Source organism: Xanthomonas campestris pv. badrii, from assembly GCF_012848175.1.
Taxonomy (GTDB): domain Bacteria; phylum Pseudomonadota; class Gammaproteobacteria; order Xanthomonadales; family Xanthomonadaceae; genus Xanthomonas; species Xanthomonas campestris_C.
In genome coordinates this window covers 4596958-4613717 of record NZ_CP051651.1, presented here as the reverse complement: position 1 = coordinate 4613717, position 16760 = coordinate 4596958, and the positions used below count along the sequence as shown (strand labels likewise).

The window sequence follows — 16760 nt, the reverse complement described above, 5'->3', positions numbered from 1 at the left end:
GCTCCCAGCTTTCAACTGATCACTGCTAGGCACGCAGTCAGTGCGCAGCTGATGTGTGTTTCCACCATCTTGATCGAGATGCCCTTGGCTGCGGTCACTCGCGAGTAGATGAGGCCGTCGACGCGGTTGAGGGCGAAGACCTGCCGGCATCTGCGCGTTGGTGCGGGCAACATCTGGGCTTGCATGTGCTGCAGGATGCTGCGGGCTTCAGCGATCTTGTCGACGTGGGCACCATCTGCCGCCAGTGGTGCGAGTCCAGTGCGACCTGAGCGTTGAGGTGGCGGCGGCGGCGCGTGCGCCACTGTCCCACCTCCACGTTGTGGGCAATGCGGTACATCAGCAACGCGTAGTTGCCGATGTCAGGCGCGTCGCGATAGGCCAGCAGGCGGAGCAGCGTTTCCTGGATGAGGTCGTTGGCGGTGTCGGGGGCACGCAGGCGCCGACGCATGTAGGCGAACGGGTCGGCATGCAGCAGGCGATGGCCTGGTCGAAACGCGCCCTGTCCGCTGCAGGCTCCTCGCGTAGGCGCCAATGCGTGGTATCTCGTACGTGGGTGTCGCGCATAAATGCGAGGGCGGGTGCCGAAGGTCCCGGTCAGGGTGTCATTCATAATGCGAGTTCTCCACCTGCGGGTGCACTCGCCGTGCGTGGGCGCGGCAGGTTGGTCAGTCCGAAGGCACCACGGTGACGAGCAGCTCGCCGTTGCGCATGGTTATGTTGAGTTTGCTGCCGATGGTGAAGCCGAGTTGTTCCAGCCAGCGGCCGCGTAGGCGCAGCGTGGGGATGCGTTGGTGGCTGTCGGGGTAGTAGCCGTAGCCGACGGTGCAGTGTTGCGGTGCGCGCGGGTGGCCTGGGCGGCGCGGCTTGTTGGGATCGGGGCGGGGCTCGGGGGTGGGGGCGCGCTCGAGGTAGCGCCGCGGCGTGATCGAGGGGTCGAGCGAGTGCCAGCCGATCTCAGTGGGCGGCGGCACCGTGGCGCGCTTGCGTGCTGGCTTGGGACTGGACGCGGATCGACGCATGGCAAAGCCCTCTTTGACGAACAGGCCCCGCCGCCGAGTGGCGACGGGATGTCGGGAGGTTAGAAACCGCGAACAGTCGGCGGGCGTATTTCCCCGGTGGGTGTTGTATTAGCCGCCCTCCCGACGCAGGCATCGCGTCGGTTGCGCCCGCAAGACACTGCAGGCACAAAAAACCCACCGGTTTGACGGAGGTGGGTACCGCTGTTCGAGGAGTTTCTACGCTCCTTGGTGAAAAGACTGCTACGCGCTGCGTGACATGTCAACTGGCTGATGCTGGCAATCTGGAAAGCGTTGATGGAAGATCCCTTGCGTCAACGTGTGAGGCAGCAGGGTCAGAGTTGGATTGAACCTAGAGAGATTGCTACTCCAAGCGCACCCCAACCTTCACGCAAATAGCTTTCCGTTCCCTCGCTATCCATCGCCATCGCACCACTCACGTTCGGACTCGGTAGTGCATGACACCAACGGTGCGAATAAAAATTGACCAGCATCGCGATGTCGAGTGAGTAGGATTCCGATGATAAAAGTTAGCTTCCGAAGCCTGTTCCCTTTGCTGCTGCTTTCACTAGCGCTGCCAAGTGCATGCGCTCACGCGCCTGGTGAAGCAGGACGGGATGCAGGCACGCCATCTGCTGCCACAGCGACACCAACCTCTCCAGAGAAAGGCAAGAGCACCGATAACCGTGCCGATCCCGTCTCTGCCAACACCGCTCCGCAAGAGCTGGAGCGCCGGCTACTGCGCTTCATCGATGGTCTGACAGTGCCAGCGGATCTGGACTACCCGCGCATGGAATCTGCACTTGGCATCAAGCTTGGGCCACCGTCTGATCCGGCATACCCGTGGCGCGAAGCAAAAGACGTCGCTCTGGCCGATGGCTATGCGCTCTACGCGACACATCGCCCAACGAAGGATGGCTTCTCGCGGATCGAAGTTGCAGTGTCTTTGCCTAACCACCACGATCCCATGCGCGTGCCTACGTCGACCTGCATCTGGCAAGCCGAAGCATTCTCCAAAACGCTTGAGGGCATGGGATACACACGCGGCGGCCAGCGACCCTTCCAGGGTGGATGGCTACGCCAGCATTGGCGTGCAACCAACGGCGGAAATCAGATCTTCTCAGTCTCATTGCTCATCTATCGAACCAACGACCAAAGCGATCAACGAGAGTGCGTTAATGGCGTCAAGATCTATGGAGGCAAGCCATGAAATGGGTCACTCGAAGAGTACAGCCTATGCGTTCCAGGCAGACAGGAACAGGAAGTAGTTTTTTTTCCTTGTCGTTGATGCTCCTTGCGGCTGGACTTCAGGGCGCGTGCGCCGATCCTAGAGGAGATTCCACTACGCCATCTGCGTCAGCACCAGTCACTGCGCAGCATACGACTGCAGGCGATCGCTCGGAGTCAAGCAAGCCCAGAATTGGCTCTCAAGAGCTGGAAGCCAGGCTGCTTCGGTTTGTCGATGGATTCAAGTCACCAGCCGATATGAATTACATGCGCCTTGAGGCCGCACTTGGCGCAAAGTTCGGCGGCACCTCAGACTCTGTGCATCCTTTTCACGTCATGAAAAATATTCCCCTGAGTGACGGGTACACTTTTTACGCAACACATATACCCGCAGAAAAAATCTTCGCTAGTATGGAAGTCGCAGTCGGTTTTCCTGAAGGTATCGACCCAACGCGTACGCCTACCTCGCGTTGCGTTTGGGATGCAACAACGCTGTCACGGAAACTAGAGGAGACCGGTTACAAGCGTGGTGGACAAAGGCCTTTCCAGGGAGGATGGCTGCGGCAGCATTGGCGCCCGCTCAACGACGGAACGCAAGGCTTCTCCGTCGCGTTGCTGATCTACCGCACCAGTGAAGACAGTGGCTCGCGCGAATGCGCTTACGGCATACAGATCGATGGGGGCAAGTCATGATACGTGTCGATCCAAGAATCGAGCCCCTGCTGGCACAGATGGCAAGCGATCCACGCCTTCCTAAAGAGGCCGAGTCCAGTATTCGTCAAGCACTATCGGAGTCGCCCTACCTGTCAAACTTGCTTGGCAATGCGATCGATAAGGGGCATATCGGATCGATCGCGGTCTCGCATGGACAGAATAACGGCGGTCATTTCCAGGATGGCAAAAAGGGGAGCGCTGGCACGCTCAACATCAGCGCAGCAGCGTTTAGCGATTTCACTGGCGCGCAGCGTCTTGATTACATCACCGAAGTACTTGGGCATGAAACGATGCATGGTGTGCTGGCAGAACATCGCGCTCAAGCACTGGCAGAGTTCGCAAAGACCATGGGCAACCGGATGCAGGAGGCCCATGAGAATCGCGAGGATCAGGTCGACCTTACTGGGCCAACACGCGTCTATCTGGATAGTACACGGGAGGATGAAGCGCTCGCAGAGATTTCAGGCATGCGTGCACTTCACGACCGCATCAAGCATCAGAACCCTGGAATGCCAGATGAAATGGTCGAACTTCGGCTGCTCCAGCGCTCGACCACACGGTGTGTAGATAGAGGGGTCGCTCCACCGCAGTTTGCCAACGGATTGACGTATGAAGAGCTGACGACGCGCCCGTTCTCACGTAATGATGCGCTGACAAAGTCCGTGGAACAGTGCTTCTACGACGGTCGTGGCACGCTGGGCCCGCATGGCGACTCCGATTACCGGAATTACTATGGCGTCAACCCGATCAGTCACATCGCGCAGAACTACGCGCATCTGGCGCATGACCGCCAGCCCCCGGAAGTCCGCATCGACCTCAAATCCTTGGGCCTGGACCCAAGACAGCTGGAGCGCAACGGGCTGGACCTCGGTTCTGCAAAGACCTTCAACATCATTGACCTTGGCAAGGACGGCTATGGCATGGTCCAGCTTAAGGACACTGGCGCACGCGGCGTCAGCTCTCCCAATCTTGCGACACCGAACGGGCCAAGCCGCACATTGACACCTGCGGAAGCGGGGCACCCGGACCATGCCATGCATCAGCAGATCCGGAGCAAGGTGGAGCAGCTGGACGCCGCCAACGGCCGCACGTTTGACGCGACCAGTGAACGGATGACGGCGAGTCTGCTGACGCTAGCCAAAGACAATGGACTAACCCGGGTGGACCACGTGCTGCTCAGCGAAAAGACCAGAGACTCGCCCGCTGCGCAAACCCTGTTTGTAGTACAAGGCGATTTAAAGGATCCGGCCATGCTGCGCGCCCATATGCCGACGGCTGATGCAGCGCAGCGGCCCGTTCAAGAGAGCTTTACGCAACTGGAATCTATCAACCAGCGCTTAGCGCACGAGCGCACGCAAGAGCTGGCGATGGAACAGCAGCGCTCACAGGAGCAACAACAGCGCGGCCCTGTTCCGTCACTTTGAGGCGATGACGTACCCGCACTTGTAATCACCAAAGGCTAGCAGCCCTTGCTCGACAAGGAACGGGGCTGATGCTTAAGTGAATCTGGCCCCGTTCTTCGAAGCGTCGTAGAACACCTGCTCTTGGCCAAATATGCTGGCTAGTCTTACTGCAACTGCTTCCACAAGCGGCTTGTCGCTGTGGTTATGGCTGAGGAAAATTCTTTGTGCCATGGCTGCCTAAGTTCCGTCAGTTGGAAGGTATCTTGGTGCCTGATACTCGGACCTAGATCGTCGCGAGCGACATTGGGCACGAGCTGAATATTAGACGCCAATTGCACGCTTAAAAGCCTGAACAGTCGACGCACGCGCTTGGCCGGGACGCGGATTTAAAAATCCCGGCACGTTCATCTGTCTGAGTAATTTCGTACCTTTAACATTGCGAAGATTGGCATTCTTGCTTAACGCGGAGCCAATTAGCATACCTTCCAGCGCGCGAATATCAGAATGCCCTCGACTAGAGGGCATAGCAAAACGACCGCCAGGAGTCATTTTTGGCAGCAAGATTATTGATGGCTTTTCAGCGACTTCTTCTAACGCCTAGTTGTACTGAGTAATCTTATGCAAGGCAAAGCATTCCTGTTTGAAAGATTGTTTTTCGGCCATACCGACATACCAAGCACGCTTGCGAATTACAAATACATAGCATCCACATGCATTAGATAACCCTGAGGCTGCTTCCTCAACTTCAGCCCAGAAGTTGCTCTTGTCCTCCTTGGCTCGTGAGATGAGCGATCTATTCCTAGAAATCGGGAACTCCCCGTAGACTTCGTACTGCATTTTTTAGCTCCGCTGATATATAGGTAACGCCTAACGCCTAAGTTGCCGAGCTGCGAAGCGGTTTCGGCTTGAGCTGATTTTTAGACATTAGCCGCAGAAAAAATAAAATGGAGTTAAGCTCAGGAAACGGGAGCGGGTTTACTATATAAGTGAACCTAGCCCTACTTCTCTAAAGTTAAGCCGCGCCACGAAGCGGCGTCGGCTTGGACGAATTGTTGGACAGCTGGCTAGAAGGGTATGTCGTCATCATCGAAGTCGAAGGACGCCGGTGTTTCGCTCGCTTTGAACTCGTCAAGCTGCTGCTTGAATGGCGTAACCCAAGACTCCGAGCCAAACATTAGATAATCGTCGAGAGCTTCTTTGTATCGCTCATCCCCCTGCTCAAGACGTTCACGAATATGCCGCAAAAAATATGCGGGAGGTGCATCCGCCAGATCGTCCAGATAGCGAAAGAAGAACTTGAAAACGTAATCTTCTCGTTCGCGGACGCCGGAAGACAGTGCAGCGTATAGAGAGTAAAGTAGCTCGCGCTTCAAACTGAAATACTTGAAAAACTCCTTGGCCCAAGTAGCAAGAGCTCCCCCGACGCAGCGTCCCTTGGCGGACGAATATCGACCGGCCTCAATGCTGCGGATTACCCGATTTTCAGAGCGCATGCGATCGGCCTCAGCAATAAATAGCCACTGTGCAACATCCAAAATCTGAAATACCGACCGCAGCTCTCGCTCGTCAGTGCTAGATTGTAAATGTGAACTGACGACTTCGAAGAATTTTTCTTTCTCGTTGGTTTCAAGCGACGATATGCACGCTTGGAAGAAGTGCACCTGCTTCAACGAGTCACTTGTGTTGCGGCCTTCAAAAGCCGTTACGAGAGTATCAAGCCGCTTGCTCTTAGGGATCTCGGCGAGGATCAGTTCTGCATAGCGCTTGTTTACTACGAAGTTTTCGTCTGTGACTCGCTCCAGAATATTATCGATGGAAAACGCTGCACGCGCGTGACCGATCATGCCCAGGAGATAATCGACGAATACTATGATAGCGTCGCATTCGCGCTGACTGTCCTCGAAGCGCTCGTGGCTTCTAGGATTGCGAATGGCCTGATACAGGCCTCGAGCGATCTGCTCCACACCTGCCTGCACGTTCTTCTCAGACTCTGTTGCAAGCCTATTGAGACGAATCTTAGGTTCTTTGCCACCAAAGGCTTGCCCGGCCAAGGCGGTCCCATCGCTTTGCAAGCCTGCCTTAGCGCGAATCACATCACTGAAATGATGAACAGCGTCAAGAATTGCATTCGACCAAGCTTGGCTCTCGTAGCTGCGCCGAACGGCTGCCCACAGATCAGGATTTACTTCGGTTGCGAGGTTCATAGTTCCTGCTGCCCAACACCAGAATTAAGCCGAGCCGCGAAGCGGCTTCGGCTTGAATGAATTGTTAGGCCCGCCGCCAGAGACCGCACACAACTGCAAGATCTCGTCTAGACCTTCGAGCAGCCATCGTGGATGCGGTAGCGTGGCTGGTCCGCCGTAACGAAGGAAATGTTGCTTGTGCTGCGGGGAAAGTGCGCTGATGAGACGCAAAGTTGTATCACTTATATTGACGTGGCCGGAAAGCAGCTCAGCAAGCTTTTCCAAGTTGTGCCTTACGTCAGGCACCTTGAGTTGCTGCAAGGGAGTGCCACGCTTGAGCAAGGCCGCTTTTAGCAGCAATTCCATGTCGTGAGAAGCCAAAAAGTACGCAGGAAGGCAAGCAAATTTAGCAGCCATGCCATTGGGCGTTTTGTCCATCTCGTCGATGAGTGTACTGATGCAGGAGCGAAACGCCCCCGCCTGCATCAAGTACGTCGCCCCAGTGAGATAATCGTCTGCCATAGCGGGCCTAACTACCATTGGGCCGCCTAAGCGCGGCGTAACACGATCCCCGTCGACTCTCTGACCGTGGTCAATTGCTACGAGCGTCGGAAGCTCACCGCTTTTCAGCTATCTCCCTCTGACGCAGGTGCTATGCCCATCCCCGGGCCGGCCACAGTCACTGCCACGATCCTCCATGCCTTGCTCAACATTGTTTCTTCCCCCTGAAGAAATGTGTGGCTTTGCGGCTGCGTTACATGCTGCGTGACTTGATCCTCGCCGAGTTTTTGGGTTGCGTCAATGCGTTTGCGAGAGTGGTCGTTGGCTTTATCGGCTTTGCCCTCATCCGCCCTCCGGGCACCTTCTCCCGCGTGCGGGAGAAGGGACGGTCTTCCCCTCATCCGCCCTTCGGGCACCTTTTCCCGCGGGCGGGAGAAGGGGTTGGTGTTTTGGGTTATTGGCTGTTTTTTACGGTTGCCGGCTTGGCCGGGGTGGGTAGAGGGAGATTATTGTTGAGGTCGGTAATCTCTGGGGCATTGCTTCCGGTCACCACACGCACCTGCGCGGTTTTTAGATCTTCCGCGTTGGTTAGTGGCAGGCGTACCTGGGCGGTGATTGGCTGCAGATTGCGTGGTGCGGCAAGCGCCGGAAACGCGCCCCGTGCCAACTCCTTCCCACGCGCATCCTCCAACACCGCGAACCCGGCCGGTGCATCGGCGTGGCCGAGGCTGTGCACAGTCACTTCGATGGCGTCTGCGGTCACACGCACATCGCCGTGGCCGATACCCAGGTCCGGGCGAAGTTCGACCGGGGTGGTTGCGGCGATGCGTTCGAGCTGCAGGACGGTGGTGCGGCCTGCGGGGAAGTCGATATCGATGGATGCGCTTTTTTCGAAAGCGACTTCTTGCGTCTTGGCGTTGCTGTCGAGCTTGCCGTCATTGGCTTTGCTCACGCCTTGGGTGACGCGCCATTGGCCCGGGGCGACGTTCCAGCCGGTCATGCTGGCGCGCTGGTTTTTATTCGATGTGTTGTAGGCGATGACGGTGAAGCGGTCTTGCCGGGGTGCGGGGATGGCGATGGCGACCTGGGTAGCAGCCTCCGGATCATTGAAGCGCCAGCTGACGGTGTGGCCGGGGTAGGTTTGATTACGCTTGAGGGCCACGCCGCCTAAGCGTGCGCGTTGCAGGTTGACGGTGGGGGATTCCACGCGGTCGCTCCACCAGTGGCCTTCGGTGTTCATGTAGAAGTTCTGCAGTTTCTCTCTTGCCTCGCTGCGGTAAATGGCGGCGAGATACTCCAGATTGCCGGTTTGTTCCCAGGCCACGTGGTGCGGGAAGTCCGGGGCGCTGCCGTCGTCCTTGTTGGCGGCATCGATGAGCTTGCCGCTCCAGTCGCTGCGCTTGCCCATGACATCGAGGAAGTTTTCGTTGAGTAGCGACAGGCCATTGGGGCCGCTGTTGGCGACGCGGTAGTTAATCGGCTTGAGATAGCGACCTTCGCCGGTGAAGCGGTAGGCGGCCCAGAAGGTGTGCAAGGTGTCGGCGCCGCCGCTGCCTTCGAACAGTTCGCCGCCGCGGGTTTTGCCGGTTTGCCAGTTGATCTCGTTGGGCAGAGCCCAGTTGCCCTTGGCGTTGGTGTAGGCGTGGGCGAGATAGCCGTCCGCTAACCCGGTGACGATGCGGCGGCTGTTGGGGTCGGCGTTATAGCCGCCCAGCAGGATCGCCGGGTGCACGATGGGGAAGGAATACGGTTTTTGCCATTGCCAGTTGGGCTCGCGGTAGACCTTGCGGCCGCCGAACCAGTTGCTGGCGAACAGCAGGTGGCCTTGCGGGTTGACCTGGATGATGGTGTCGAAGGCCTTGACGGTTTCCATCAGGCGCTCGACGGTGCGTGGGTCGCCCCAGTTGAGATACAGCAGGGCGCTGTTGAGGTTGATGCCCTCCTCGTAGGAGTGCAGCTCGTCGGTTTCGATGGTGGACAGGCCGTTGGTGAACATGCCGTTGCGGTAGTTGGCATCGGACAGCGCCAGCATGGAGGCGTTGAGCATGTCCGGGTCTACGCCCATCAGGGCGACGCCCGGCCATTGCTGCACCAGGTCCGAATCGTCGGAAATGCCGCCGCCGAAATCGCCGTAGGCCACCTGGCGCTGCTCGATCCACCAGCGGATGTAGCGGCGGGTGGCGCTGAGGTCTTGCAGCTGCCAGAACGCCCAGGCGGGCACGCCCTTGGGCACGGTGGGCATGTCCACAGGCAACTCGCCCTGGTTGGCGTAGCTGATGTCGTTCCAGTATTCGCGGCCGAGGGCGTGGTCCGGGTCCACGCGCAGCAGGTCGGTGATGTCGGCGTCCAGGCGCTTGTAGAGCAGCTGGCGCTTGGAGGTGGTGTGTTCTTCCACCAGAAAGCCCCAGTTGTCCTTGACCTGGTTGAAGCGGTCGGCGACGTGCTCTTTGATGGCCTCGGCGCGCGGCTTGAACACCAGCTGCAGCTGGGTGCCGTCGAGCGCATTGGCATCGAAGCCGGGCGCGGCGGCGGCGATGCTGAGCATCAGGCTGTCGTTGCTGAGGATTCTGTCGCGCAGGTCCAGCCACAGCGTGCGGGCCTGGCCGGGGGCGACGGCGACCGAGACGTCGACCATGTCGCGTGCGGGCCAGATGGGGTCCTTGATGCGGATGTTGAGCGGGATGCTGCCGTTGTGGGTGGCCGGCAGGTTCAGCGCCGGCAAGGTGATGGCGATGCCGTCCAGGCCGTCGTGCATGTTTTCCCAGCCGTAGGACCAGCTGCGCATCAGCGCCTGGTCCGGCGGCGGGTTGCCCAGGCTGGATGGCACCAGGATGTGCACGATGGGCTGCTGCGCGCTTGCTGCGGTCTTGTCGCTGGGGCGCTTGCGGGCGGGCGCCTTGGTGGGCAGCGCGATCACGGTCTGGCGCTCGCCCGGCGGGTAGCGGCCGGCGATGACATCGCGCAGTTCGGCGAGGTTGTCGTAGTCGGGCTGGATGTCGCTGCGCACGGTGTAGCTGAGTTGCGCGCTGCCTTTGGGAACCTGCCCCGGTTGCACGTTGTAGGCCCAGATTTCCTGGATGGGGGTTTCCTGCGCGGTGTTGGCAAAGCGCAGGGTGCCGCCGCGGCGCTCGGGGAACTGGTCCACGCTGCGCACCACGCCTTGTGCGCGTGCGAACAGTGGCTGCGGCTGTGCGTTGGTGGCACCGGCGGCAGCGGGCGCGGTGTAGCTGGCCTGGCCGTAGGCGGCGCCGCGCAGCTCGATGCGGTTGAAGGGCTCATCCGGCAGGGTGAGGTCCAGCGCCTTGCCGCCTTCGACGTAGGTGTTCCAGTCCGGGAGCTGGAAATAGTCGTTGCGCCCCGGCAGGCGCGAGCGGTTGTACACGCCGGGCCAGGTGGTTTCGGCAATGCCGTCGGTGGCCTTCCACATCCATTGCTTGAGGTCGCGCGCGTCGGTGAATTCCACCTTGCGGATACGGGTGACCGGTGCGGTGAGTGCAGGCGGTGCGTGGCCGTTGTCCCAGCCGTAGCGGTGCAGGAAGGCGGCGTGTTGCGCGTTCCCGGTGGGCGCTTCGGCGCTTGTGGGTTCCTGCAGGCGGGCGAGCGCGCTGGCGCCTGCGCCGTCGAGCATGCGGTCGTAGATGCGGATCTCGTCGAAGTCGCTGCCGCGCAAAAAGTTGTAGCGGCTCTGCACCTGGTGCGGCGACATCACGCGGCCGGCCAGGCCGAACTGGTCCAGCGCGGCGTCGAAGTCGAGCGCGCCGCCGTTGGCGCAGGGCGCACCGCAGTCCACGCGGGCGGCCTCCTTGCCGTCCACATACAGGCGCACGCCGCGGGTTTCGTCCCAGGCAAACGCAATGTGGGTCCAGTCGCTGGCAGTGGGGTTCTTGTCGAGCTTGAAGGAGACGCGGGTGCGCGCGAGGTTGGCGTCGGTGACGAAGGCATCGAAGCCGTGGCCGTTCCAGTCGATGCGCAGCCAGGCCATGTCCCAGCTGGTGTGGTCGGCGTAGCCGACACGGAAGATCACGAATGGCGCTTCGCCCACGGGATAACGTGAGCGCCAGAAGAAGCCAAGCGTGCCGCGCTGGGTGTAGAGGTTGCCGGGCGCATTCCACGACAGCACACCGTCGTCGGTCCATTCGATGGCATTGCCACGCTTGCCGGTGGGCACCAGCGTGATCTTGTCGCGGAAGTTGGGCACGCCGTCGCCGCGGGCGACATCCGCGTCCAGGCTGCGATCGGCGGACACGCGGAACAGCAGTTCCGGTGCCGCAACGGAGGCCGCGCTTGCCGGCAACGCGATCAGACACACCACACCCATCAAAAGCTTCAGCACGCTTACCTCACTTCAAAAGACATCGCCGCGCGGGGATGCCGCGCGGCGGGGTTTCCTCACAGACCGTTGGCAGTACGCCACTTCGGGATGTCTTCCTTCAACAACTTGTCCGGCCAGGTACCGTGCCAGGCATAACCGACGCGGCGTTCGTTGGGCACCTTCATGTAGTCGGTCAATGCAACGCCGTCGCGGTTGGCATAGAGCGGGCGTTGATTCTGCAGGTCGTAGAAGCGTGCCCACAAGGAGGCACCCGGTTGCGCGACCAGGATCACGTCCTTGCCGGTTTCCTGGGTGGGGTCGTCAATCTTCTTGGTGGCCAAATCGCGCATGCGATGGGTATCGAACCAGACAGCGGCCGCCTGCACCGCAGTCTTGATCTTGGCCGAGGGGTTGGGCTGGCGCATCAGAAAGCGCACGATGCTGACCGATTCGCCCGAGGCCAGCGAGGCGAGCTCATACGCGCGCGCCTTGTCCGGCTTGAGCGTGACCTCGTCATACTGCGCGCCCCAGATGGTGAGGGTGCCGCCGATCTTGACCTGGGTGGCGAGCACGCATTCCAGGCCCTTGGCCACGGCCTGGGTGGACTTGGCGCCGTGGCTGCCACGCAGCTGTGCGCCGGTGTCGCCCTTGCCCTCGCCGATGTCCTGCAACAGGTTGAGCACGCGCACCATGGCGTCGTCGTTGTAGGTGATCTGGTGATGGTAGGACGACAGGTCCGGGTAGAACTGCGGCCAGCCGCCGTTGGCGTACTGCGCCTTGAGCAGATAGTCCACGCCACGGCGTGCGGCGGCGATGTACTTGGCGTTCTTTTCGTTCTTGAAGGCAGTGGCCAGGTACGTGATTTCGTAGGTGGTGGCCTTGTTGTCGATGGTGGCATCGTCCTTGCGGCCGGGCTGCTGCAGCTCGGCGATTTCCGCAGCGGTGAAGGTGCGCGTGTAGTCGACCGCCACGCCCTTGTAGTGCTTTGACCAGCCGCCGGAGGCGGTCTGCAGCAGCAGCATGTTGTCGGCGATGGTGTCGGCCATGGCCGAGAGCGGGGCCAGCAGCAGCGCGCCGGTCAACGCGAAGGTTGAGAACTTGATCATCAGAAGGGCTTCCAGTTGCCGAGGATGGCGGTGCGGTCTTGTGCTGCGGCCTGGGCAGCGGTGAGCTGGCGCGACCACTTCACGCGGCGCGACGGGTTGGCGCCGGCGCCGCTGCTTTGGTACTCGCTGTAGCGGGCGGTGGCCTCGTTAGCGGCATTGCCCCAGTTGTTCCAGCCTTCGGGCAGGATGTGCGCGCCGAGCTGGCTGCCGATGAAGCTGACGCTGGCATACGGGCGCCACGGCCGGCCCAGGAAGACCCGCGACACGCCGCTGGCGGCGGTGACGCGCGCATTGCGGAACACAAAGCCGCGTGCGGCCTCCTGCGGGGTGGAGGCGGCGGTGAGATAGCCGTCGCCCAGCGAATGCAGCTGCACGTTCTCGAACAGCGCGGTGCCGGCGCCGAACACGAAATCCACGGTGCCTTCCACATAGCAATCCAGGAAGTACGACAGCTTGGCGCCGCGCAGGTACAGCGTGTCCTGGTAGCCGAGAAAACGCACGTTGCGGAACGCGGCGCGGTCGCCATCCACGCGCACCGCCACCGCCTGGCCCACCGGGCCGGCGTGGTTGCCCAGGCTCAGTTGTTCGGCGGTGAAGTCGTTGCCGGCGATGATGACGCTGGACGAACCGGAGGTGCCGTATTCGGTGCCGGTGGCCGGATTGATGCGCGAGGCGTAGTTGTCGTAGGTGATGACGGTCTGGGTGGGGCCGGCGCCGGTGAGCCTGAGCGCCGGTGCGTTGGACGGCACCACGATCAGTTCCTGGTAGGTACCGGCGCCGATGTTGATCTGCGCGCGTTTGCCACCTTGTACGGCAGCGTCGATGGCGGCCTGCACGGTGCGGTAGCCGGCGCTGCCCTGCTTGGCCACGGTGTACACCGGGTCGGCGGCCAACGCGGTGCCGCTGCCGAGCGATAGCCCGGCCAGCAGTGCGGTGGCGGCGAGGTTGCGTAACACGATCCTGCGATGCAGTTGCATGCGTTGCTCCTGTCAGAACTTGTAGCGCGCGCCGATGTAGTACTGACGCCCGGTCACGGTGTACTTGTCGGGCAGTTCCAGCGTGGAATCGACGTAGCGGCGGTCGGGGGTGTCGAGCAGGTTGATGGCCTCCAAGGTCAGCGACAGGTGGTCGTTGAGCTTGTAGGACATGTTGAAATCGACGTTTTCAACACTGTATTTACCGGTGACATCGGCCGTGACCAGGCGCCGACCATCGAGGTCGTAGACGTCTTCCTGGGCCAGGATGTTGTTGATGTAGCCATCGCGATAGCTGGTGGACACGCGCGCACTGAAGCGGCCGTCGTCGTAGTAGACGGTGGCGTTGTAGGAGTGCGGCGAGAGATTGAGCAGGTCGCGTTCGGTGGCGGTGGTGGTGATGCTGGTATTGCTGTTGCCGGCGGTACTGAACAGGTAATTGATCTTGGAATCGACCTGGGTGTAGTTGAGCTGCACGCCGAAGTTGCGCCAGAAGCCGGGCAGGAAATCGAAGGCCTGCTGGTAGGTCAGCTCGAAGCCCTTGAGCGGGCCGCCGGGGGTATTGAAGTAGCTCTGCACATTGAAGATGGTGTCCGGGGTGAAGCCTGCGGGCAGCAGGTCCAGCGAATAGCCCATCGCCTCCCAGGTGGTGAGCACGCGGGTGCGCTGCACGTAGCTGTCGATGTCCTTGTAGAACACTGCCGCCGACAGCAGCGAGCCTTCGCGGAAATACCATTCGGCGCTGAGGTCGTAGTTGGTGGAGCGGAACGGGTCGAGCTTGGGGTTGCCCAGGTTGATCGAGAAAAAGCGCCCGTCGTCGAAGAACTGGGTGGGGCCGCCGCTGACGCTGGGCGACAGATACGCCAGCGTGGGCCGCGCCATGGTCTTGGCCGCACCCAAGCGCAGTACCACCTCATCGCTGACGTCCCACGACAGATTCAACGACGGCAGCACATCGCGGTAGTTGTGATTGACGGTAGTGGGCACCAGCAGGCGCTCGCCGGGGTTGGCGGTGGCGCTGGCCACGCCGAAGAACGATTCGCAGTTGGGCGAGATGGCGCCGGCAGCAGCGGCCGTGCACGGTGCATAGCCGCTGGCAGCGATCTGCGTCTGCACGTAGCGCACGCCCAGGTTGCCGCGCAGCGCGCGGCCCCACAGGTCGGTGTTGAAATCCAGCTGCAGGTAGGTGCCCAGGCTCTTTTCGTTGACGGCGAAATTGTTGTTGGACGAGCCGAAGTGGCCGACATCGGCCAGGCGGTAATCGCCGCCGGGCACGCCGGTATCGCAATTGCAGTTGATGTCGAGCAGGTCGGCGACCTTCTGGAAATCCGGAACCACCCAGGTGGTGGGAAGAGTGCCGTTCAAGCTGCGACCGAAGCCATCCAGCGTAGTGGTCAGGTCACCCACGCCCACGCCGGCAGGCAAGGCCTGCGCCAGACGGCCGTAGGAGATGTGACGCGACTCCGACGTGTCCATGTCGTAGTCCTTGTAGGCCAGGCCGGTGCGGAAGGTGAAGGTGGGGCTGATGTTGAATTCCAGATCCAGCTTGGCGGTGTCGAAGGTGTTGCCCACCGATTGCGGGTTGAGCCGCACTTCGCTGATGTTGGTGCCGCGTGCGGTGCCATTGCTGTTGACCGGCACCGCGCCGTAGCCCAGCCACTGCCAGCTGTTGGTGTCGCCGGCATCGAACGGGAAGGTCATGCTGGGGTAGTCGCCACCACCGCGGCGGTCGAGCACGAAGCCGTCCAGGTTGGTGTTGTCCAGGCTCACCATCGAGAACACCGGGCGCTGGTAATCGGAGGTGGAATGCCCGACCAGCGCATTGAGGCGGACCTGGTCGTTGAAGCGGTGCTGCAGGTCCAGGCTGACCTGCTTGAACTCGGTGGACTCCTCGATGCTGCCGGATTCGGTGCGGAAGTCGACGTTGTCGAACACCCCGTAAGTGAGGCGGTTCTGCGCGTCCACCTGCGCCTGCCGCACGGCGATCTGTGTCTTGCCGCCGAAGTTGGCGGTACGGTGCAGATTGGCGCCGAACGAGTCCTCGCGCTGGTCCTTGTCCAGCTTGGAATACAACAGGTCCAGATTGAGCAGGGTGTCGTTGCTGAACTTGAACTGCAGCGCGCCGGTCACGCCAAGCCGCTCCAGCTGGTGATCGATGCGGGTATAGCGGGGATAGCGCGGAATCCAGGCATTGGTGGCGGTTTCATAGGCCTGGATGTTCTCCGGCGTATTGGCCGGGCGCGCGATGCCGGTGCCGCAGGTGGTGGCGCTGATGCCGTAGCTGCCCCACCCGTTGTTGCGGTCCTGGTTGGCCTGCGAGCCGACGCCGGCGGGGGTTTCGTTGGACAGCGGGTTGCGCGGGGTCTGCGGGTTGTAGCCCACCGGCGAGCAGAACCCGTAGGTGCCGTTGTTGGTGGCGGTGCTCTGATTGGCGTTGCGGTAGTTGCCGTGCTCCCAGCGCACCGGGTTGTAGCCTTCTTCGCGCAGATGGCGCTCGCTGTAGGACACCGACATCAAGGCACCGAAGCGGCCATCGGCCCAGATGTTGCTGATCAGCCCGGAAAAGCGCGGATCGTTCTCGCGCGAGAGATCGTTGTAGCCGTATTGCGTGGATGCGGCGGCTTCGAAACCATCGAAGTCGAACGGGCGCGAGCCGCGCAGGTCGACGGTGGCGCCCAATGAACCTTCGTCCATCTGCGCCGACTGGGTCTTGCTGATGGTGACGCGGCTGAACAGCTCCGAGGCGAAGGTATTGAAGTCGAAGCCGCGGCTGCGGTTGACGCCGTCGCCGCCACTGCCGGTGGTGGCCAACGCCTCCAGCCCGTTGATACGCACGCGGGTGAAGTCCGAGCCCAAACCGCGCACGGAGATCTGCTTGCCCTCGCCGCCTTCGCGGTCGATGGACACACCGGCGATGCGCTGCATCGATTCGGCCAGGTTCAGATCGGGAAACTTGCCGATGTCTTCGGCATAGATGGCATCCACCTGCTCCACGCTGTAACGCTTGGCATCCAGCGATTGCTGCAGGCTTTCGCGGTAGGTGGCCTTGACCTGTACGCGGTCCAGATCCACCGGATCGGTGGCTGGCGTGGCCGGGGCGGTCTGCGCAACGGCGCTGGCCGCATGCAGTGCCAGGACGATGGCCACCGACAGACGCGCGGTGGGCAGGCGAGCGGCCGCCAGTGAGGCGGAACGACGCGAACGGACTTGCATGATGCACTCACTCCAATGGCGCGGCTGCAAAGACGCGTGCAGCCTCCCCACGGGCCACGGGCGTCGACTCGTCACATCACCGCCACCGTGCGGCGCGACGTTGTGTGGCGC

General features: G+C 61.2%; 11 protein-coding genes. 3 read left to right on the top strand and 8 right to left on the bottom strand.

Annotation, left to right across the window (positions count from 1 at the left end):
* Positions 1-94 precede the first annotated feature (94 nt).
* Together HG421_RS19530 and HG421_RS19525 are read right to left on the bottom strand one after the other, a co-directional pair.
* A complete protein-coding gene (locus tag HG421_RS19530; protein ID WP_169707797.1) occupies positions 95-610 on the bottom strand; it encodes an RNA polymerase sigma factor in 516 nt (171 codons plus the stop codon).
* A 55-nt stretch (positions 611-665) separates the two neighbouring features.
* Positions 666-1019 (bottom strand): SymE family type I addiction module toxin, encoded by a 354-nt coding sequence (locus HG421_RS19525; RefSeq protein WP_169707796.1) that lies wholly within the window; start codon positions 1017-1019, stop codon positions 666-668.
* Positions 1020-1536: 517 nt separating this feature from the next.
* On the opposite strand from HG421_RS19525, the gene HG421_RS19520 reads away from it, so the two are divergent.
* From HG421_RS19520 to HG421_RS19510, 3 genes are all read left to right on the top strand, one after another.
* A complete protein-coding gene (locus tag HG421_RS19520) occupies positions 1537-2226 on the top strand; it encodes a hypothetical protein (RefSeq protein ID WP_169707795.1) in 690 nt (229 codons plus the stop codon).
* 275 nt (positions 2227-2501) lie between these two features.
* Positions 2502-2936: a hypothetical protein gene (locus HG421_RS21385; RefSeq protein WP_248279421.1), complete on the top strand. Its 435-nt coding sequence runs from the start codon at positions 2502-2504 to the stop codon at positions 2934-2936.
* Positions 2933-4381, top strand: coding sequence for an XVIPCD domain-containing protein (locus tag HG421_RS19510; RefSeq protein WP_169707793.1), 1449 nt, complete (start codon positions 2933-2935; stop codon positions 4379-4381). The genes HG421_RS21385 and HG421_RS19510 overlap by 4 nt, the downstream gene beginning before the upstream one ends.
* Positions 4382-5424: 1043 nt before the next feature.
* On the opposite strand, the gene HG421_RS19505 is transcribed toward HG421_RS19510, so the two are convergent.
* The 6 genes from HG421_RS19505 to HG421_RS19480 form a co-directional block, all read right to left on the bottom strand.
* Entirely contained in the window at positions 5425-6564 is a 1140-nt protein-coding gene (locus tag HG421_RS19505; protein ID WP_169707792.1) for a TIGR02391 family protein, read from the bottom strand.
* A 24-nt stretch (positions 6565-6588) separates the two neighbouring features.
* Positions 6589-7065, bottom strand: a complete 477-nt coding sequence (locus HG421_RS19500) for a hypothetical protein (protein ID WP_169707791.1) — start codon at positions 7063-7065, stop codon at positions 6589-6591.
* A 433-nt stretch (positions 7066-7498) separates the two neighbouring features.
* A complete protein-coding gene (locus HG421_RS19495; protein WP_169708273.1) occupies positions 7499-11362 on the bottom strand; it encodes a LamG-like jellyroll fold domain-containing protein in 3864 nt (1287 codons plus the stop codon).
* Between the two features lie 71 nt (positions 11363-11433).
* On the bottom strand, positions 11434-12462 hold the full coding sequence (gene pelA / locus HG421_RS19490; protein ID WP_169707790.1) for a pectate lyase: 1029 nt from the start codon (positions 12460-12462) through the stop codon (positions 11434-11436).
* A complete protein-coding gene (locus HG421_RS19485) occupies positions 12462-13439 on the bottom strand; it encodes a pectinesterase family protein (RefSeq protein WP_169707789.1) in 978 nt (325 codons plus the stop codon). Before HG421_RS19485 ends, pelA begins: the two co-directional genes overlap by 1 nt.
* A gap of 12 nt (positions 13440-13451) precedes the next feature.
* Positions 13452-16649, bottom strand: a complete 3198-nt coding sequence (locus HG421_RS19480; RefSeq protein WP_169707788.1) for a TonB-dependent receptor — start codon at positions 16647-16649, stop codon at positions 13452-13454.
* Between the last annotated feature and the right edge of the window lie 111 nt (positions 16650-16760).